Origin of the sequence: Centipeda felix (assembly GCF_900186465.1) — a bacterium.
GTDB lineage: Bacteria > Bacillota > Negativicutes > Selenomonadales > Selenomonadaceae > Centipeda > Centipeda felix.
Genome location: NZ_LT891958.1, coordinates 1 through 19,298, shown reverse-complemented (window position 1 = coordinate 19,298; position 19,298 = coordinate 1). Strand labels below are relative to the sequence as shown.

The following is a 19,298-nucleotide window of genomic DNA, read 5'->3' as shown; positions in this document are numbered from 1 at the left end:
ATGGCAGAACAGAAAAAAGTTCGTTTTATCATCGAGCGTCAGGATGGACCGAATGAGAGCCCGTATACGCAGGAGTTCGAAGTTGACTATCGTCCCGGTCTCAATGTTGTTGCATCTCTTATGGAGATCCAGAAGAATCCTGTGACGGTTGACGGCAAGCGTGTTCCGCCCCCTGTTTGGGAATGCAACTGCCTGGAGAAGGTTTGCGGTGCGTGCATGATGGTCATCAATGGCCGGGCACAGCAGGCGTGCTGTGCCCTGATCGACAACCTTACGCAGCCAATCCGTGTTCAGCCGGCGCGTACGTTCCCAGTCATTCGTGATCTTCTCATTGACCGCTCGGTTATGTTCGAGAGCCTCAAACGCATTCATGGCTGGATCGAGGTTGATGGTACGTGGGATGTCAAGGACGCTCCAATTCAGAACCCATACACGGCTGAGACCTGCTATGAGCTGTCGCACTGCATGACCTGCGGCTGCTGCCTCGAAGCGTGCCCAAATGTTGGACCGCAGTCCGACTTTATTGGACCTGCGCCGACGGCGCAGACGCTCCTCTTCAATATGCACCCGCTTGGAAAGTTCGATGCACCGAAGCGCCTCAACGCGTTGATGGAAAAGGGCGGCATCACGAGCTGCGGCAACAGCCAGAACTGCGAGCGCGTCTGCCCAAAGAGCATCAAGCTTACGCAGCATCTTGCCCAGCTGAACCGCGAGGTCAACAAGCAGGCACTGCGCAATATGTTCAACCATTAATCCGATACCCCCAAAGGGATCGGAACATAGAAGGGGCTGCCCCATTTCCGGGCAGCCCCTTTTGTGTGGGAATGTATCGTGCCGGCGCGGCAGGAGGACAAAGAAGGGGCTGTTGTACGAAATACTGCATTGTATCGTACAACAGCCCCTGAAGTGTATTCTGATGGCCTTAGAGCTTAAAACCTCCGACAATTCGCTGCAGATCCTGTGCAAGCTGTGCCAGCGTCTGGCTGGATGCCGCAATTTCCTGCATGGAGGCTGCCTGCTCTTCAGAGACGGCAGAGACATTCTCTGCTTCCGTGTGGACAGCATTCGAGACCTTCTGAACAGCTTCGACCGAGCTCATCATGTGCTCGCTGCCCACTTTGATTCCCTCGGTACTCTTCAGGATTGCATCCACCTTTTCGGTGAGCTCGCTCACAACCCCCGCGATGCGGTCGAACTGTTCGCCTGCCTGATTGACATGCTTGACGCCTTCGCCGACGTGTTCTCTCTGCTCCTGCATGACCTTGAACGTGTCCTCAATGCGGTTTGCGTTCTCGGTGATGAGCTCTGTGATCTCCTGCGCTGCTGTCTCGGACTGCTCAGCGAGCTTGCGCACCTCCTCGGCGACGACGGCAAAGCCGCGTCCCTGTTCGCCTGCGCGTGCCGCTTCGATGGCGGCGTTGAGAGCAAGCAGGTTTGTTTGTCCGGCGATCTCGGTGATCATCTCGACGATCTCGGAGATGCGCTTGGAACTTTCATAGAGTGCAGTGACGGCATCGGAGACATCCTGTGCACTCTGATTGAGCACATCCATCCCCTTGACGGCGACACCGAGTCCCTGCTGTCCCTCAACGGTTGCTGTTTCAGCGCGATGGGTTGCGGCAGAGACATCCGAGATTCCCATTGTGATCTCGTTGATCGCGTGGGTGATGCCGTCTACTGTCTTAAAGGACTGATCGACAACCTCATTCTGCTCGATGGTGCTGCCCGTGATTTTTACGATCGCTTCGGCCGCACTCTGTGCGCCCTGTGCCGACTGGTCTGCCGAGGCAGTCAGCTCCTCAGAGGAGGCGGCGAGCTGTTCGGAGGTCTGCGCCGTTTTTTGAATCAGTTCACGCAGATTCTTGACCATCGTGAGCAGGGAGTTGTGGAGCTGTCCGATCTCATCGTCGCGATCCATCTGGGGCGGGACGATGGCGAGATTGCCCTTTGCCACCTCCTGTGCCGCACCTGCCATATTCTCAAGGGGACCTGCAATCGAGTCAGCAATCTTATAGAGCAGACCGCCGATGAGGGCGAGGGAGACGAGAAGCCCCACAATCATCGTCCACTTGAGATTGTTTACATCGGCGAGCACCTCATCCTTCGGCACAAAGAGAACAAGGGACCAGCCCGTTGTGCCGACCGGATGGACAGCGTAGTAGTTCTCAACACCTGCGTATGTGTTGGTAAAGAAAATAGGCTCCTTTGAGAGGAGGCGGCGTGCATCTTCCTCGCCCTGTGCGTGCACATTGTCGTCGAGTCCGAGCGCAGAGTGGTAGATGAAGCGTCCCTGTTCATCGAGAAGGAATGCAGCGCCATGCTCCCGGATCTTAATCTTTGCGACGATATTCTGAATGTCGGAGAAATTGGTCTCGAGCCCCATCACGGCGAGCAGCTGCCCTTCGTGACGAATGGCGCGGCTCATGGCAAGTGTTAGCTTTCCAGTGCGCTCGTTCGTGGAAACCTCGTTGAGCTGTACGCCCTCCTTGGATTCTGCGAGTTTATACCACGGACGGCTCGTTGCGTCGAACTCATTCAGCGGTACGACACCCTCCTCGCTGTAGAGGAAGGGGCGGTTTGTCTCGCGTGGGAAACCCATATAGATGGAATCAATGTCCGGGCGTGCAGTGAAGTCCCTGGCTGTTTCAAGGAAACGCTCATCCGTCGGTATATTTGTCGACCATACGCGACCGATACCCTCGAGGATCCCCTTCGGTGCCTCGACCACGCGGTTGACCTCCTCGGCATGGAACTCCGAGAGCGCGCGCATCTCGCGTTCCGTTGCCTCTTCGATCATGTTGCTCGCTTCCCAGTAGGAAAACACTGCCATCGCAGTAAAAATCACGACAAGCGGCGCTCCAATCCACAGCAGCATCTTTGACTTTAGTTTCATCCGATCACCTCTTTAGCAATAATCATGGGAAGCGCAGAACGCTTCTTTCAGATAAATATAATCCAACAAAAGTAAAATTCAACGCAAATAAAATAAATCCTCCAAAAGTCCTAAGCTTTTGGAGGGTTTATTTGAAAAAATTTTCGTTAGTCGGTTTTTTTCATTCGACTGGATAGGTAGTTTGCGGCCAGTGATCCTGAGATATTATGCCAGACGCTGAAGAGTGCACCGGGAATGGCAGCAGCTGCACCGAAATGGAGCAGGGCAAGCGATGTGGCAAGCCCGGAGTTCTGCATGCCGACCTCGATGGAAACCGCCTTGACCTTTGCCATATCCATGTGGAGTGCCTTTGCAACGAGGAAGCCGAGAGTATAACCAAAAAGGTTGTGGCACATAACGACGACCATGATGAGAGCACCTGTCTCGATGATGCGGCTCGCGTTCGCCGATACAACACCGCCGACAATGAGAACAATCGCGGTCACGGAGATGAGCGGGAGAACCTTGACTGCCTTTTGGACGGGACGCTCAAAGAAGTGGTTGATGACGAGACCGAGGAGAATCGGGGCAATGACGACCTGTGCGATGGAGATCATCATCTTTCCCGCAGGAATGTCGATCCACTGTCCTGCGAGCCAGAGTGTGAGGAGCGGCGTCATGATCGGTGCGAGGATGGTGGACGCCATGGTCATGCTGACGGAAAGAGCGACATCACCGCGCGCGAGGTAGGTCATGACGTTCGAGGACGTTCCGCCGGGGCAGGTGCCGACGAGAATGACGCCGGCGGCAAGCTCCGGCGGAAGGGAGAATGCCTGTGCCAAGACCCATGCAAGGAAGGGCATGATGCCGAACTGGGCAACCGTTCCGATAAAGACGTCGCGCGGACGCTGCAGAACAAGCTTAAAGTCGGCAAACCGCAGCGTCATTCCCATACCGAACATGACGATGCCGAGCAGGATGGTGATCCATGGAACGCTCCAGAGGAACGTCCACGGCTGAAAGAGAGCAACGCCTGCGATGACGACAACAAAGACCGCCATATAGCGTGAGACAAAATTACTGAGTTGTTCAAGTGCGTTCATTTACTTCAAGTCCTTCCATTTCCCCTGTGCATCATTGAGAGATGCGAATAAAGTCCTCCAGCTTCTGCAGAGCACTGCCGTCGGCAATGACGCGGCGTGCTGTATCGATGCCCTCCGCAATCGAGTCTGCTTTTCCCCCGATATAGATCGCAGCCCCCGCGTTCATCAGGCAGATATCCGCCCGTGCATCGGTGATCTCTCCCGCCAGAATCCCGCGCGTCACGGCAGCATTCTCGGCAGGTGTGCCGCCGCGGATCGCTTCTTTTGACGCAGGCGTGATGCCGAAATCTTCGGGACGGATCTCATAGGCACGCTCTGCTGCATTCTCGATCTCATACACCTTGGTCGGTGCACCGACGGAGATCTCATCCATCCCGTCTGTTCCGTGGACAATGAGTGCGCGCTTGACGCCGAGTCCCGGCAGCACACGTGCGAGCGGGCGGAGGAGATGCTCTCCGTAGACACCGAGCAGCATGTATGCGGGACGGGCGGGATTCGTCAGCGGGCCCAGAATGTTGAATACCGTACGGATGCCGAGCTCACGGCGGATCGCACCGACGTGCTTCATCGACTGATGATAACGCTGGGCAAAGAGAAAGGCAAGCCCGATGCTTCCCAGTTCCTCACGCACCTTCTCGGGCGGCTGGTCGATGTTGACCCCGAGTGCCTCCAGACAGTCCGCCGTACCGCTCTTCGAGGACGCGGCACGGTTGCCGTGCTTGCAGACCTTGAGCCCTGCCGCCGCTGCGAGAAACGAGGCGGTGGTGGACACGTTAATACTGCCCGAGTGGTCTCCGCCCGTGCCGACGATGTCGATGACATCCATCTCGTGCGTGACGGGCTGTGCGTGTTCACGCATTGCCGCCGCCGATCCGGAGATCTCGTCAATCGTCTCCATGCCGCTGCTCTTCGTGGAGAGCGCAGCAAGGTAGGCGGCGTTTTCGACCGCAGAGGTCTCGCCCGACATGATCTCGTTCATGACCGTATATGCTTCGTCGTAGGTCAGATCTTCCTTGGCTACGACCTTTTTGATCGCTTCTTTTATCATTCTGTTTCCCCCTTGAACAAGAATTCTGCTTTATAGAAAGACAGGGCAGTATTATAGCATACATATCATGACATGACAAAAGTATATTTGTGAGGAGGTGCGGAATGTGCTATAATCTCTTAATCTCGTGTGTTATAGAGGATCACAGAAATTAGGAGAGAACATGTTTGAACCGCGTTTTACAACGCTGAATATGAATGAAATACTAAAGTATCTCGGCTTTCGCGGACAGGAGCTGACGGAGGAGATTGCGGCACAGATTCGTCGCTGCAGCGATGAGGTGCTGGCGGCGGCGACCCCCCGCCTGACGTATCGGCTCGCTCCTCTTGACAATGGGGCTGTGCTCGGCGTGACGTTTGCAGGAAATGATATCCCACGAATGCTTGAGCCGTGTGAGGAGGTTGTGCTCTTTGGTGCGACCCTCGGCCCCGGCGTCGAGCGTCTGATGATGCGCTGTGAAGTCGTCAATGCGGCGGACTCTGTCATCATGGATGCGTGTGCGAGTACGGCGATCGAGAATATCTGCAACAACTTCGAGAGTGATATGCGCCGAGCCGTAGAGGCAGAGGGGCGCTATCTGACGGATCGCTTCAGTCCCGGCTACGGCGATCTGCCGATTGCGGAGCAGCCGAAATTCTTTGCACTGCTCGATATGACGCGGCGCATCGGTGTCTCGCTGACGCCGACGACGATCATGGTGCCGCGCAAATCGGTGACGGCGATCATGGGGATTGCACGCACACCACAGCCGCACCGCCCGCCGGACTGTGAGCACTGTCTCATGTTCCGCACCTGCCCGTTCCGCAAGGCGGGACGCAGATGCCGCGAAGGGGCAAAGACGGGAAAATAGATGGGAGTAAATAGAAAAATGAACGATATTATTATTTTGGACGGAGGTATGGGCACGGAGCTGCAGGCGCGTGGACTTGCGCCGGGGGAACGTCCCGAGCTTTTTGGACTCACGCATCCTGATGTGATCGAGGAGATTCATCGGAACTACATCGCAGCGGGCAGCCGTGTCATCTACAGCAACACCTTCGGCGCGAATGCGCATAAGCTCGAGGGGACGGGCAAGACGGTCGCCGAGGTCATCGGGGAGAACGTCCGCACGGCGCGCCGCGCAGCCAAGAACTCCGGCACGCAGGGAGTGCGTGTCGCACTCGATATCGGTCCGATCGGGGAACTGGTCGAGCCGCTTGGAACGCTTTCGTTTGAGGCTGCATACGAGCTCTTTCGTGAGATGGTGGCCGCGGGAGAGGAGGCTGGGGCGGATCTCGTCATCTTTGAGACGCTGACCGACCTCTACGAGGTCAAGGCAGCGGTGCTCGCAGCGAAGGAACATACCAAGCTGCCGATCTGGGTGACGATGACATTCGAGCAGAATGGGCGCACCTTCCTCGGCGCGGCCGTCCCATCTGTCGCGGTTACGCTCGATGCCCTTGGTGTCGCCGCGCTCGGTGTCAACTGCTCGCTCGGACCTGTGGAGCTTGTGCCGATCGTGGACGAGCTGATGGAGTGGACGGATCTGCCGATCATTGTCAAGCCGAACGCGGGCCTCCCCGATCCGCGCACGGGTGCGTACGAGATGACGGCAGAGGACTTCGGGCGTGAGATGACGGTGTTTGCGCAGCGTGGTGCGCTTATCATGGGGGGCTGCTGCGGCACAACCCCCGATTTTATCCGCGCGCTTACAGCGGCAGTCGCGGCGGGGGCGGCAGATCGTCCTGTACGAAAAAAACGCAAGGGCATAGCATCACCGGGGCGTGTCGCGGAATACGGCAAGCTCAATGTTATCGGCGAGCGCATCAATCCGACGGGCAAGAAGCGCCTCCAACAGGCGCTCCTCGAGGAGGACTACGGCTATATCAAGAAACTCGCGATTTCCCAGCAGGAAGCGGGCGCGCAGGTGCTTGACATCAATGTCGGCGCACAGGGCGTGGACGAGGAGAAGATTATCCCGTACGTTGTCAAGGCGGTGCAGAGCGTTGTCGACCTTCCCCTGCAGATCGACTCGGCGAACCCGAAGGTAATCGAGGCGGCTCTGCGCGTCACGAACGGACGCGTCATCATCAACTCTGTCAGCGGTGAACGTGAACGTATGGATGCCGTCTTCCCGCTCGCAAAGCATTACGGGGCGGCAGTACTCGGACTTGCGATGGACGAGAAAGGGCTGCCCGAGACGGCGGCGCAGCGCGTCGCCGTCGCCGAGCGTATTGTGGCGGAGGCGGAGAAGTACGGACTGGAGCGCGAGGACATCATCATCGACTGCCTGACGCTCACTGTATCGGCGCAGCAGGCACAGGCGATGGAGACGCTGCGTGCCGTGCGCGAGGTGCACGAGCGTCTCGGACTGCACTGTGCGCTCGGTGTCAGCAATATTTCCTTCGGCCTGCCCGCACGCGGGCACATGACGGAAAACTTCCTCATACAGGCGATGCACGTCGGGCTGGATTTCCCGATCATCAATCCGAACACCAAGGGAGTGATGGATGCAGTTGTATCCTTCCGTGCTGTGTCGGGGGAGGATGCGGATTGTGCCGCCTACATCGAGCGCTTTGCCCCCGAGCAAGCGGAGATGCGCCGCCGCAAAGAGCTTGGCATTACGGGCGAGGAGGCAGCAGGGGCAGTGCAGACTGCCTCTGCGGAGCGTACGGACGTTGTCGATCCGCTGATGGATGCCATCATTCGCGGGCTCAGTGACGATGCGGAGCGCATCACGCGGAAACTCCTTACGGAGATGGCACCGATGGACATCATTCAGGAGAAGGTCATCCCTGCGCTTGATATCGTGGGCGACCGCTACGAAAAAGAAATCATCTTCCTCCCCCAGCTCATCAATGCGGCGAATGCGGCGACGGCGGGACTTGAACTCATCAAGGTGCGTCTTGCCGAGGCGGGACAGGGAGTCTCAAAGGGAAAGATCATCCTTGCGACGGTGGAGGGGGACATTCACGACATCGGCAAGAATATTGTGAAGGTCGTTCTCGAGAACTATGGCTACCAGATCATCGATCTCGGCCGTGATGTGCCCGTTCAGCGTGTTGTGGAGGTCGCCATCGAAAAGAAGGTCGGACTGATCGGACTGTCGGCACTGATGACGACGACGGTCACGGCGATGAAAAAGACCATCGAAGCTCTGCACGAGGCAGGGCTTTCCTGTGAGACCGTTGTCGGCGGCGCTGTGCTGACCGAGGACTATGCGAAGGAGATCGGCGCGGACTACTATGCGGGCGATGCGCGCAGCATTGTCGAGATTGCACGCCGCGTATTGGGATAGTGAAAGACGGCAGGGAGGCTTATGGATATGGCGCAGGAACGCGTGGATATACGGAGACATATAAAGAAAGAGCCGCTCATCTTTGACGGCGGCATGGGGACCTATTACGCCCAAAAGACGCATACGCGCGGTAAAGGCGTAGAGCTTGCCAACATTGAAACGCCGATTGTTGTGGAGGGGATCCATACGGAATACCTGCGTGCGGGTGCGCAGGCAATCAAGACAAATACATTTGCGGCAAACCGCATCGTTTATCAGGGCGAGGAGGCGCTCGTGCAGGGGATCCTGCGAACCGGCTGGGAGCTTGCCGCACGTGCCGCAGAGCCGTTTGGTGCATATGTATTCGCTGACATTGGCCCCGTTGCGGGGCTGCCGCCTGCGGACATTGCCGAGGAATACCGATTTCTTTCCGACACCTTTCTTGCGCTCGGAGCGAAGAATTTTCTCTTTGAGACCAACTCCTCCATGGAGGGGTTGGTTGAGACCGCGGCACATATCAAGCAGATTGTGCCGGATGCGTTTGTCCTGACATCATTCGCCGCACTCTCTGGCGGCTACACGCGCGACGGTCTCTTTGTAGAGGAACTGATCCGTACTGCTGCAGAGAGCGGCTATATTGATGCGGTCGGCTTTAACTGCGTCAGCGGCGTTCAATCAATGAAGGAACTCGTGCACCTCATCGGCACATGCCCCCTGCCGCTTTCTCTTATGCCGAACGCAGGGCATCCGATCGTCATCGATGGGCGCACCTTCTATGAGAGTGCGCCGGACTACTTTGGGAAAGGCCTTGCCGCCATCGTGCGCGAGGGTGTCTCGATTGCCGGCGGCTGCTGCGGCACGACACCGGAGCACATCCGAGCGCTGTGTAAGGCACTTGAAGGCGGGACTGCGGCGGAGGGGGAACGTGTGCGGCAGGAACGCACGGAACTCACGCCCTCGCGCAGCCCTTTCTTTGAGGCGCTGAAGGCAGGGGAAATTCCCATCGCGGTTGAACTCGATCCGCCGGATACCGGCAATGCGGATAAATTCATGGCAGGTGCACGGGAACTTCAGGCGGCGGGCGTTCATGCCATCACGATTGCTGACAATCCCATCGCGCGCGCGCGCATGGATGCAGCGATGCTCGCGGGGCGCGTCCGGCGCAGCCTCGGGATTGAGCCGATCCCGCACATGACCTGCCGCGACCGCAACCTCAACGCGATCAAATCCATCCTTCTCGGGCTGAGTGCCGAGGGCATCCACAACATGATTGCGATTACGGGTGACCCCATCCCGACGGCAGAGCGTGATGAGGTGAAGAGTGTCTATCAGTTCAACTCACGCAAGCTGTCCGCATTCATCAAGAGCCTTGGAGAGCGCGGCGATGTCATCCCATTCCATGTGTTTGGTGCACTCAACGTGAATGCGAAGCATTTCCCGTCGCAGCTCGGGCTTGCAAAAAAGAAAATGGAGGCGGGTATGACGGGCTTTTTCACACAGCCCGTTCTGAGTGCGCAGGCAAAGGAGAACCTGCGCACGGCACGCGATACCCTGCCGGGGGCGCTTATCCTTGGCGGCATCATGCCTGTTGTCAGCGAACGCAATGCGCGCTTCATGGAAAGCGAGATCACGGGCATCCATGTCGAGGAGCGCATCATCAATGCCTATCATGGGCTTGATCGAGAGGCGGCGGAGGAGTTGGCCGTCGAACTCTCCCTTGGCATTGCCCGTGATATTAAGCCATATATTGACGGATACTACATCATCACACCATTTTCACGGACGGCACTTGTCGCCCGCATCGCTGCAGCGATGATGAAGAGACAGTGAAAATCTCCCCCTTGCCGTATCGTTTGCGGCAAAGGGGAGATTTTTTCTAGGAACCACGGATCAAACAGTCCTTCGGATGGGCGCAGATCTTTTGCGTGGGCAAGGAGGAAAAGCGGATCCGGAGTGGTGCTTTATCAAGGATTTTCCGCTGGAGTACGGGAAAAATGTGTTAAGAGGTGTAAGCAGAAAATCCATCAGCGCTTCCCTAATGAACGATACTGCTAAGTGTCATCGGCAGCGTATACGATGCTGCCGCCGCAGCACGAAGGTCCGCAGGAGACTTCTTTGCCCATACGGAAGCGACTTTCTTTTGGAAGGCAAGCATCGAGAGCAGCGCACTTTTTTGTGCGCGTACATTTTGGCGGATGATGTCCGCGAACTCCTCGGGCACGCTTGCCGTTCTCTGTGCGAGGAGCAGCTTGAGCTTCGTATCGACGAGATAGAGATGAAGGGTCGGATCGGCGAGGCTCTCCTCGTCCGGCATCAGTTCCTCTTTGACGAGGGCGAGGGAAAGCGGTGCGTCGCCCCAGCCATCCTTGAAGATGCCGTCGATACGATAGAGGAAAAAGAGTATGCCGTCCATCTCGGTGAGTGCCAGCTCGATCTCGCCCGTGCGAAATGCCTCCACAGCAATGGCATCCGTGCGCGAGAGCTGCAGCAGGAACATCATGCCGTTCTTATCCGCTTGAAACATGCCGCCGTCTGCTTCGGCACGGATGGGCAGGGGGAATGGCTCACCGACGGCGAAATTGATCGATGTACTCATGCGGTCTCCTTACAGCATCTTCAGTCCGGCAACGCCCTTGATGCCAAGCCCCGGTGCGGCAGAGGCAGTGATGTCCTTCTCGTTGAACTGTGCACCGCCCTCGATCGGATCCTCACGGCAGAGCACGGGACCGTCGAGGTCAATGCGCGTGACGATTTTTTTGGCGCAGGCGAGTGCCACTGCGGCATTGACGGAGATCTTTGCCTCGAGCATACAGCCGAGCATACACTCCATGCCGTAGATCTCTGCAGCAGCGATGATCTGCTGCGCGGGGTAAAGCCCGCCGCATTTCATGAGTTTGATGTTGACCATGTCAGCGGCGTGGAGCTGCATGATGCGCAGCGCATCGGAGGGGGAGAAGACGGCCTCGTCGGCGAGGACGGGGACGTCGCTCTCGCGCGTGACGTAGGCGAGTCCGTCAATGTCGGCGGCGGCGACGGGCTGCTCCACCAGCTCAATATCGAGCCCTTTCTCGGCCATCTGGGCGAGGATGCGGACGGCCTCGCGCGGACGCCATGCCTGATTGGCGTCAATGCGGATGCGCACGTCCTTGCCGACCGCATCGCGGACGGCGACGAGTCGGGCGACATCGAGCGAGGGATCAATTCCTACCTTGATCTTGAGCGTGTCGTAGCCGCGGCGGATGGCATCGCGTGCGTCGCGTGCCATCTCCTCGGGTGCATTGACACTGATCGTGATGTCGGTCACGATGCCGTCCCTTGCTCCGCCGAGCAGTTTGTGTACGGGGATGTTCCAGAGCTGCCCGTAGAGATCGTAGAGTGCCATGTCGACAGCGGCCTTTGCCGAGGTGTTGTGGATGAGCGCGGTCTGCACATTACGGATGAGATCCTCGAACTCGTTTACGTCCCGTCCGATCAGCATCGGGGCAAGGTGCGTGCGGATCGCGTCGATGATGCCGCCCGTCGTGTCTCCCGTCACGACGCCCGTCGGCGGTGCCTCGCCATAGCCCGTTGCGCCCGTATCGGTGCGGATGAGAACGATGACATCCTCGACGCTGTCCACGCGGCGCCGTGCCGTTTTGAACGGAACACGCAGGGGGACAGAAAGCATGCCCAGCTCGACGTTCGTAATTTTCATGAGATTTCTCCTTCTGTATACAGAATTCTTTCATAAAAGAGAGTGCTATAGGAAAGAAGTCCATTGTATCTCTTTATGGATTTATTATATAATCGAAATCATAATTCTTCAAGGAATTGTCGTTTATGATCGAAGGAGTGTATTGTCATGATTACGGATGGATTTACCTATGTTGCCGTGCTCATCCTCCTCGCAGGCGGGCTGGTAACGCTTGAGAAGGGGACCGGCTGGGCGCTGTTCCGCTATCTTCCCGCTGTCGTTCTCGTCTACCTCATTTCCATGCTGCTCTGCACCTTCGGCACATGGGATATGGCAGCGACCAAGCCCGCCTACGGCGCACTGAAGAACTCGCTGACGTACGCGATGGTCTTTACCATGCTGCTGCGCTGCGATATCCGCAAGGTACTGAAGCTCGGCCCGCGGATGCTGCTCGGATTCTTCTCTGCATCACTCACAATCATGATCGGTTTCATCGTCGCCTTTCTCGTGATGAAGGGGCTGATCGGCTCCGATTCGTGGATGGCGCTCGGCGCGCTCTGCGGCTCATGGCTTGGAGGTTCCGGCAACATGGTCGCGGTGCAGGCGGCGCTCGGCGTGTCGGAGGCGGATATGGGCTATGCCCTCGTGGTGGACTCTATCGACTACTCCATCTGGGTCATGTTCCTGCTCTGGCTGATCACGCTCGCATCGCGATTCAACGTCTGGAACAAGGCAGACACGACACAGCTCGATGCTGTCTCGCGCAGCCTTGAGGAAGATGCAAAACTGAACACGGGGAAGATCACATTCCAGAGCATTATCCTCCTGCTTGGTGCGGCTCTTGTCGTCTCGGCTGTCGGTGCGAACGTCGGAAAGATACTCAATGCCGCTGTGCCGTTCTTTGACAAGGCGACGTGGACAATCCTCTTTATCACAGTGCTTGGTCTGATCGGCGCTGTTTCGCCGCTTGGACGTGTGGCGGGCTCAGCAGAGATCTCGAATGTTCTCCTCTACTCCGTGATTGCCCTCCTCGCATCGCGCGCCTCTTTGCTGGAACTGGGCGACGCGCCGTATTGGATTTTGACCGGGTTCATCATCCTCGGCGTTCATTTTGTGCTCATGTTCTTCCTCGCGCGGCTTTTCCGCCTCGATATGTTCACGGCATGTGTTGCCTCGCTCGCCAATATCGGCGGGACGGCGTCCGCACCTGTGCTTGCCGGCACCTACTCCGGCTCGCTCGTTCCCGTCGGCATCCTCATGGCGCTGATGGGCTACGTGATTGGTACACCGTTCGGCATTCTCGTTGCGCATATTATGGAAATGTTTGCGGGGTAAATCTCGTATCATTGATCAAAGGCATGCAGAAGGATTCGCTTTCTGCGTGCCTTATTTTTTATGAAGGAAATCTGCCTGCATTGTCGAATTAGAGCATCATGAATCTTTTTGAAGAGGTGACGGAATGATCAGAAAGGGAATTATCCTGGCGGGCGGCTCGGGGACGCGTCTCTATCCGCTGACGAAGGTCGTATCGAAGCAGCTCATGCCGATCTATGACAAGCCGATGATCTACTATCCGCTGAGCACGCTCATGCTTGCAGGCATACGGGACATCCTCATCATCACGACGCCGAGCGACAGTGAGCTCTATCAGAGCCTCCTCGGTGACGGAAGTCAGCTCGGTATTGCCATCTCGTACGCTGTACAGCCGAGTCCTGACGGACTGGCACAGGCATTTCTCATCGGTGCAGACTTTATCGGCGGCGAGGGATGTGCGCTCGTGCTGGGGGACAATATCTTCTACGGCTCGGATTTTGCGCAGGTGCTGCAGCAGGTGGTACAGCACGACACGGGCGCGACCGTTTTCGCCTACTACGTGTCCGATCCCGAGCGGTACGGCGTCGTCTCCTTCGACGCGGACGGCAGCGCACTCTCACTTGAGGAAAAACCAAAGCAGCCGAAGTCCAACTACGCTGTGACAGGACTTTACTTCTATGACCATGACATTGTCGACATTGCGCGCGCAGTACGCCCGTCGGCACGCGGGGAACTCGAGATCACCGATGTGAATATCGCCTATCTTACGGCAAAGAAACTCCGTGTGGAGCGGCTGCGGCGCGGTTATGCATGGCTGGATACGGGTACGCATGAGTCCCTCCTGTCGGCAGCGGCCTTTGTCCAGACCATCCAGGCGCGGCAGGGACTGAAGATCGCCTGCATCGAGGAGATCGCCTACCGCATGGGCTATATCGATGCCGAGCAGGTGCTCCACCTTGCAGAGCCGCTGGCAAAGAACGAATACGGCGTGTATCTGAAACGCATCGTGGATGAAATGTAGGGGATAGCATGAACGTCATTGAAACAGCACTGCCCGGGGTTATGATCATAGAGCCGCAGGTGTTTGGCGACGCACGCGGCTGGTTTATGGAGAGCTGGTCGGCAAAAAAAATGGAGGATGCGGGGATTCACGCCGCATTCGTACAGGACAATCACTCCTTTTCGGCACAGAAGGGGACGCTGCGCGGCCTGCACTATCAGCTGAATCCCATGGCACAAGCGAAACTCCTGCGCGCCTCGCGCGGTGTGATCTTCGACGTTGCCGTTGACATCCGCCGCAATTCGCCGACCTATGCGCAGTGGGTAGGAGCAGAACTCTCTGCGGAGAACTATCGGCAGCTCTTCATTCCGCGCGGCTTTGCCCATGGCTTTATCACGCTGACCGACGATGTGGAGGTGCAGTATAAGGCAGATAATCTCTATGCACCGGACTGTGACGGCAACATTCGATGGGACGATCCCACGATCGGTATTGCATGGCCGCTCACACCGACCGTCCTTTCGGAGAAGGACGCCGCCGCGCCGCTCCTCGCGGAGCGCAGTGAATTGAATTTCGTCTATGAGGCATAGAACAATGATTTCCTAGGTTGACACCTCATAGGAGAAGAACTATAATAAAAATACAAGGGGAGCCGAAAGGCTGAGAGTGGATTCGATCCTGACCCATAACCTGATTTGGATAATGCCAACGTAGGGAAATAGGCCTTTACTTTTAAGCGCATTCGAGCGTCATCCATTTCATTTTGGGTGGCGCTCTTTTTGTGCAGGCAAGCTGCATGAGGCGGCTTGTGTGTGATTCGGACGGAACGGGTTGGGAAAATGATGCAGCAGGAGGAAGCAGTCATGCTGGAAAGCTATTTGGACAATGTAAGAGAGAATGCACCGCTCGTGCATAACATCACCAACTATGTGACCGCAAATGATGTGGCGAATGCCGTTCTGGCGGTTGGTGCAAGCCCCATCATGTCGGATGAGCCGGAGGAAGCCGCCGATATCACACAAATTTGTGACGGGCTGAACATCAATATCGGCACACTCCACCAGCAGTCCATTCGGTCGATGCATCTGGCCGGAAAGCGCGCCATGGAGTTAGGGCATGCACTGCTTTTGGATCCGGTAGGCGCGGGCGCATCTAAACTGCGCACTGAGACGGCGGCTAGCCTTATAGAGGAACTGCACTTTACGGTCATTCGCGGCAACATATCGGAGATCAAGGCACTATGTCTTGGCAGTACGACGACAAAGGGGGTGGACGCAGATGCAGCGGATGCGGTCACTGAGGCGAATCTGGCGGATATGATCGTATTTGCAAAGACGTGTGCCAAATCTTGCGGGAGCGTTATCGCCATTACCGGTGCCATTGATTTGGTCGCTGACGCAGATGCTTGCTATGTCATCCGCAATGGGCGCAAGGAAATGAGCACCATTACGGGAACGGGCTGTCAGCTCTCCGGCGTGATGACTGCCTTTTTGGCGGCAAATCCCGGTCATGCCTTAGCGGCTGCGGCTGCCGCTGTTGCTGCGATGGGACTCGCCGGCGAGATTGCGATGGAGTATATGACAGAAGGTGATGGAAACGCCACATATCGGAATCGAATCATCGACGCGCTCTATCATATAACAGCGGAGCGTATGCATCGAGGAGAAAGGATCGAAATCCGATGATACGGCAGCGCGTGCAGACGAAGGCTCCATGCGAAACGAGCAGGGACGACAGGAAAGAAGATGAATGAAATGGCTGTGAGGAAAGAAGACCTTCTCCTGTACGCGGTGACCGATCGTCGCTGGCTGCATGGAGGAAGACTGTATGATGCGGCAGAACGTGCGCTGCAAGGAGGTGTGACATTCCTTCAGCTGCGTGAGAAAAGCGCAGGGACAATGCCCCGCGCTTCCTTGCTGCAAGAAGCACGAGAGCTTCGCTTGCTTTGCCGGCGTTATCGTGTGCCCTTTGTGATTGATGATGATGTGGAGCTGGCCATGGCGATCGACGCCGATGGCGTCCACGTGGGACAGAGCGATATGGAGGCAGGTGCAGCCAGACAACGCATAGGGAAGGACAAAATTCTCGGCGTCTCGGTACAGACGGTAAAGGAGGCGCGGATTGCCATAGCGTGCGGTGCCGATTACTTGGGGGTGGGGGCTGTATTTCCTACCAACTCCAAGGAGGATGCCGCGGTCGTTCGCTATGAAACGCTGAAAGAAATATGCGCTGCAGCAGCAGTTCCCGTCGTCGCAATCGGCGGCATCAACGATGAAAACGTCATGCAGCTTGCCAGCAGCGGTGTTGCGGGCGTCGCCGTTATTTCAGCGATCTTTGCCAAGGAGGATATCCGCCTTGCAGCGCAGCGCCTGCTGCACAAGGTAAAAGAAGCAACGGGCAGATAGGGAGGAAAACGGGATGAAAACTGTACTGACCATCGCCGGAAGTGATTCCAGCGGGGGAGCCGGCATTCAGGCCGACCTCAAAACAATGACGATGAACGGTGTGTTTGGCATGAGTGCCGTGACAGCACTCACCGCCCAGAACACATGCGGTGTGCGCAGCATTTTGAATGTTTCCCCGGAGTTTCTGGGGCAGGAGCTGGATGCCGTTTTTTCAGATATTCGGCCGGATGCAGTGAAAATCGGCATGGTATCTGATGGGGCGCTGATCCGCATCATTGCAGATCGCCTAACCCGTTATGCGGCGGAGCACATCGTGCTGGATCCGGTCATGGTTGCCACCAGCGGGGCAAGACTGATTGAGGAGAAGGCGGTGGAGACATTGACGGATCTTTTGATTCCGCTTGCCGAGGTGATTACGCCGAACATTCCGGAGGCAGAGGTTCTTAGCGGGCTTGCGATCACAACGGAAGCGGATATGCGTGAGGCTGCCGCATCCATAGCAAAGACCTTTGGCTGCAGTGTTCTCGTAAAGGGAGGGCACAGTCACAATGATGCCAACGACCTCCTTTATGAGCGAGGGACGGTTACGTGGTTTCAGGGAAGAAGAATCGACACACACAACACGCACGGTACGGGCTGCACACTATCCAGCGCGATTGCCGCAAACCTCGCCAAGGGCTTTGACCTGCATGAATCCGTAGGTCGGGCAAAGGAATATGTTTCCGGAGCCTTGGCAGCTATGCTTGACCTCGGAAGGGGCTCTGGTCCCATGAATCACGCATTTGACTTGCAAGGCAGGTTTGCAGAGGGGATGTAAAGGATGAATGAGAAAGCAAAAAGGCGTAATTTGTTTGGACATGGCTTGCTCTGGTTCGGTGCGGGCGTCTCTATTGCGGAAATTTTGACAGGGACCTATCTGGCACCACTTGGATGGGAAGCAGGCATGACAGCAATTGTGCTGGGGCATCTGATTGGCGGTGTCCTTTTTTTCCTGACCGGGCTGGTCAGTGCCAGAAGTGGAAAAAGCGCCATGGAAGCGGTGAAGATGGCTTACGGCCGCTATGGCGGCGCGTTTTTTGCGATACTGAACGTATTGCAGCTTGTGGGCTGGACAGGCATTATGATTTATGACGGAGCCTTGTCCGCCGCGGGCATCTGGCCGATAGGAAACTGGGTCTGGTGCATAGTGATAGGCGCACTCATTGTGCTGTGGATTGTGGTGGGGGTCACGCAATTAGGCAGGATGAACACCATCACGATGACGGCACTCTTCATCCTGACGGTAATCATGTGCATTGTTATTATGGAGGAGACCGGCACGGCACCTTTCTCGTCCGAGATAATTTCCTTTGGAGCAGCGCTGGAACTATCGGTTTCCATGCCGCTTTCGTGGCTGCCTGTGGTTGGCGATTACACAAGGGGCGCCGAAGAGCCGGCAAGGGCGGCTTTTGTCAGTACGCTTGTATACGGTCTCGTCAGCAGCTGGATGTTTTTGATTGGCATGGGCGCGGCAATTTTGGCGGGAGCCGGTGACATCGCACAGATCATGGTTCGCGCAGGGCTTGGCACGGCAGGGCTTCTTATTATTGTGTTTTCCACGGTCACAACGGCATTCTTGGACGCCTTTTCCGCCGGGATTTCTGCGGAAGCTGTGCGGACGGCTATGGGACAAGACGGCGAGGGAAAAGGGAAGCAGATGGCCGTATTTGCGGCGACAATTGGGACAGTGGCGGCAATTCTCTTTCCTATGGATGACATTACTGGGCTTTTGTATATGATTGGATCTGTTTTTGCCCCCATGGTTGCTGTTCTGCTCGGAGCGTTCTTCGTTCTGAAAACGGATGCTCAGAACAAGGCGTGTGATTGGCGAAACATGTTCGCGTGGTTGGTTGGATTCCTCATCTATCGGATGCTTATGGATGTTGATTTGCCCATTGGATACACACTGCCGACGGTCCTCATCACGTTCGCGATATCCGTTGGGCTGAATAAGTGTGTAAAAGTGTAGACATATCTTTTTTGACGAAAAGCGAAAAAAACGAAAAAGAGGGGTTGACGGGAGTTGTGACGTGTGTTATATTATGACAGTCGCGCCGATGAGAGCGGCGGGCGAGCGCAAGCAAGCCTCAGCACTAGAGCGGCGCAGGATGTACCCTGAAAACTACACAATGCAAAACAAGTTAGAGGAAACTCTAACAAGCCAGATGCAACATCGTTGTGAAGGTGGACACACCTTCGGTCAACGAACACAATTCTTTTACAAGAATGACATTTTGAGCCAACAGGCTCTCAGGTAGACTACGGTCTTTTATGGAGAGTTTGATCCTGGCTCAGGACGAACGCTGGCGGCGTGCTTAACACATGCAAGTCGAACGAAATTAAAAAATTATCATTGAGCTCTCCGATGAGATGGGAGCCAAGCGTCGTGACCGCGGAGCGGGCACCACGCGTTCAACAAGTGCAACACCAAGTCGAAGGGTTGAATGGTAATTTTTTAATTTAGTGGCAAACGGGTGAGTAACACGTAGACAACCTGCCGACAGGATGGGGACAACATTCCGAAAGGAATGCTAATACCGAATGAAGTCAGAGGAGGGCATCCTCCTCTGATGAAAGATGGCCTCTAT

Annotated in this window: 16 protein-coding genes, 1 rRNA gene and 1 riboswitch; of the genes, 12 read left to right on the top strand and 5 right to left on the bottom strand. The window is 56.4% G+C overall.

What is annotated here, in order from left to right:
• Positions 1-753, top strand: a complete 753-nt coding sequence (gene sdhB, locus C1713_RS04460) for a succinate dehydrogenase iron-sulfur subunit (RefSeq protein WP_006690888.1) — start codon at positions 1-3, stop codon at positions 751-753.
• Positions 754-922: 169 nt separating this feature from the next.
• On the opposite strand, the gene C1713_RS04455 is transcribed toward sdhB, so the two are convergent.
• The 3 genes from C1713_RS04455 to trpD all read right to left on the bottom strand — a co-directional run bounded on the left by C1713_RS04455 (position 923) and on the right by trpD (position 5,023).
• Positions 923-2,893, bottom strand: a complete 1,971-nt coding sequence (locus C1713_RS04455) for a methyl-accepting chemotaxis protein (protein ID WP_102493165.1) — start codon at positions 2,891-2,893, stop codon at positions 923-925.
• Positions 2,894-3,039: 146 nt separating this feature from the next.
• Positions 3,040-3,975 carry a bile acid:sodium symporter family protein gene (locus C1713_RS04450; protein ID WP_006690886.1) on the bottom strand — a complete coding sequence of 312 codons (936 nt, stop codon included), beginning with the start codon at positions 3,973-3,975 and terminating at the stop codon, positions 3,040-3,042.
• A 31-nt stretch (positions 3,976-4,006) separates the two neighbouring features.
• Positions 4,007-5,023, bottom strand: a complete 1,017-nt coding sequence (trpD, locus tag C1713_RS04445) for an anthranilate phosphoribosyltransferase (protein ID WP_102493164.1) — start codon at positions 5,021-5,023, stop codon at positions 4,007-4,009.
• 163 nt (positions 5,024-5,186) lie between these two features.
• Between trpD and C1713_RS04440 the strand changes: the two genes are divergently transcribed.
• Genes C1713_RS04440 through C1713_RS04430 form a run of 3 tightly spaced genes read left to right on the top strand, consistent with a single transcriptional unit; the run spans position 5,187 to position 10,109 of the window.
• Positions 5,187-5,873: a vitamin B12 dependent-methionine synthase activation domain-containing protein gene (locus tag C1713_RS04440; protein WP_102493163.1), complete on the top strand. Its 687-nt coding sequence runs from the start codon at positions 5,187-5,189 to the stop codon at positions 5,871-5,873.
• 18 nt (positions 5,874-5,891) lie between these two features.
• Positions 5,892-8,300 (top strand): homocysteine S-methyltransferase family protein, encoded by a 2,409-nt coding sequence (locus C1713_RS04435; protein ID WP_102493162.1) that lies wholly within the window; start codon positions 5,892-5,894, stop codon positions 8,298-8,300.
• Positions 8,301-8,327: 27 nt separating this feature from the next.
• Positions 8,328-10,109, top strand: a complete 1,782-nt coding sequence (locus C1713_RS04430; protein ID WP_102493161.1) for a bifunctional homocysteine S-methyltransferase/methylenetetrahydrofolate reductase — start codon at positions 8,328-8,330, stop codon at positions 10,107-10,109.
• 205 nt (positions 10,110-10,314) lie between these two features.
• Here C1713_RS04430 and C1713_RS04425 read toward each other — a convergent pair whose 3' ends face one another.
• Together C1713_RS04425 and C1713_RS04420 are read right to left on the bottom strand one after the other, a co-directional pair.
• Complete coding sequence (locus C1713_RS04425; RefSeq protein WP_102493160.1) at positions 10,315-10,875, bottom strand: hypothetical protein; 561 nt, start codon at positions 10,873-10,875, stop codon at positions 10,315-10,317.
• A 9-nt stretch (positions 10,876-10,884) separates the two neighbouring features.
• A complete protein-coding gene (locus tag C1713_RS04420; protein WP_006690880.1) occupies positions 10,885-11,973 on the bottom strand; it encodes a dipeptide epimerase in 1,089 nt (362 codons plus the stop codon).
• Positions 11,974-12,120: 147 nt separating this feature from the next.
• Between C1713_RS04420 and C1713_RS04415 the strand changes: the two genes are divergently transcribed.
• The 8 genes from C1713_RS04415 to C1713_RS04380 all read left to right on the top strand — a co-directional run.
• Positions 12,121-13,287 (top strand): DUF819 family protein, encoded by a 1,167-nt coding sequence (locus C1713_RS04415; protein WP_102493159.1) that lies wholly within the window; start codon positions 12,121-12,123, stop codon positions 13,285-13,287.
• Positions 13,288-13,411: 124 nt separating this feature from the next.
• Positions 13,412-14,287 carry a glucose-1-phosphate thymidylyltransferase RfbA gene (gene rfbA, locus C1713_RS04410; RefSeq protein ID WP_102493158.1) on the top strand — a complete coding sequence of 292 codons (876 nt, stop codon included), beginning with the start codon at positions 13,412-13,414 and terminating at the stop codon, positions 14,285-14,287.
• An 8-nt stretch (positions 14,288-14,295) separates the two neighbouring features.
• Positions 14,296-14,856, top strand: coding sequence for a dTDP-4-dehydrorhamnose 3,5-epimerase (gene rfbC / locus C1713_RS04405; RefSeq protein ID WP_102493157.1), 561 nt, complete (start codon positions 14,296-14,298; stop codon positions 14,854-14,856).
• Between the two features lie 45 nt (positions 14,857-14,901).
• Positions 14,902-15,000, top strand: a riboswitch (TPP riboswitch).
• A gap of 129 nt (positions 15,001-15,129) precedes the next feature.
• On the top strand, positions 15,130-15,951 hold the full coding sequence (thiM, locus tag C1713_RS04400) for a hydroxyethylthiazole kinase (RefSeq protein ID WP_102493156.1): 822 nt from the start codon (positions 15,130-15,132) through the stop codon (positions 15,949-15,951).
• A gap of 60 nt (positions 15,952-16,011) precedes the next feature.
• The gene (gene thiE, locus C1713_RS04395; RefSeq protein WP_170950771.1) at positions 16,012-16,671 is read left to right on the top strand and encodes a thiamine phosphate synthase; all 660 of its coding nucleotides are present in this window, start codon (positions 16,012-16,014) and stop codon (positions 16,669-16,671) included.
• A 13-nt stretch (positions 16,672-16,684) separates the two neighbouring features.
• Positions 16,685-17,488: a bifunctional hydroxymethylpyrimidine kinase/phosphomethylpyrimidine kinase gene (gene thiD, locus C1713_RS04390; RefSeq protein WP_102493155.1), complete on the top strand. Its 804-nt coding sequence runs from the start codon at positions 16,685-16,687 to the stop codon at positions 17,486-17,488.
• Between the two features lie 3 nt (positions 17,489-17,491).
• Positions 17,492-18,679 (top strand): putative hydroxymethylpyrimidine transporter CytX, encoded by a 1,188-nt coding sequence (cytX, locus tag C1713_RS04385; protein ID WP_102493154.1) that lies wholly within the window; start codon positions 17,492-17,494, stop codon positions 18,677-18,679.
• Between the two features lie 299 nt (positions 18,680-18,978).
• Positions 18,979-19,298: ribosomal RNA gene (locus tag C1713_RS04380) — 16S ribosomal RNA — on the top strand; the annotation flags it as partial.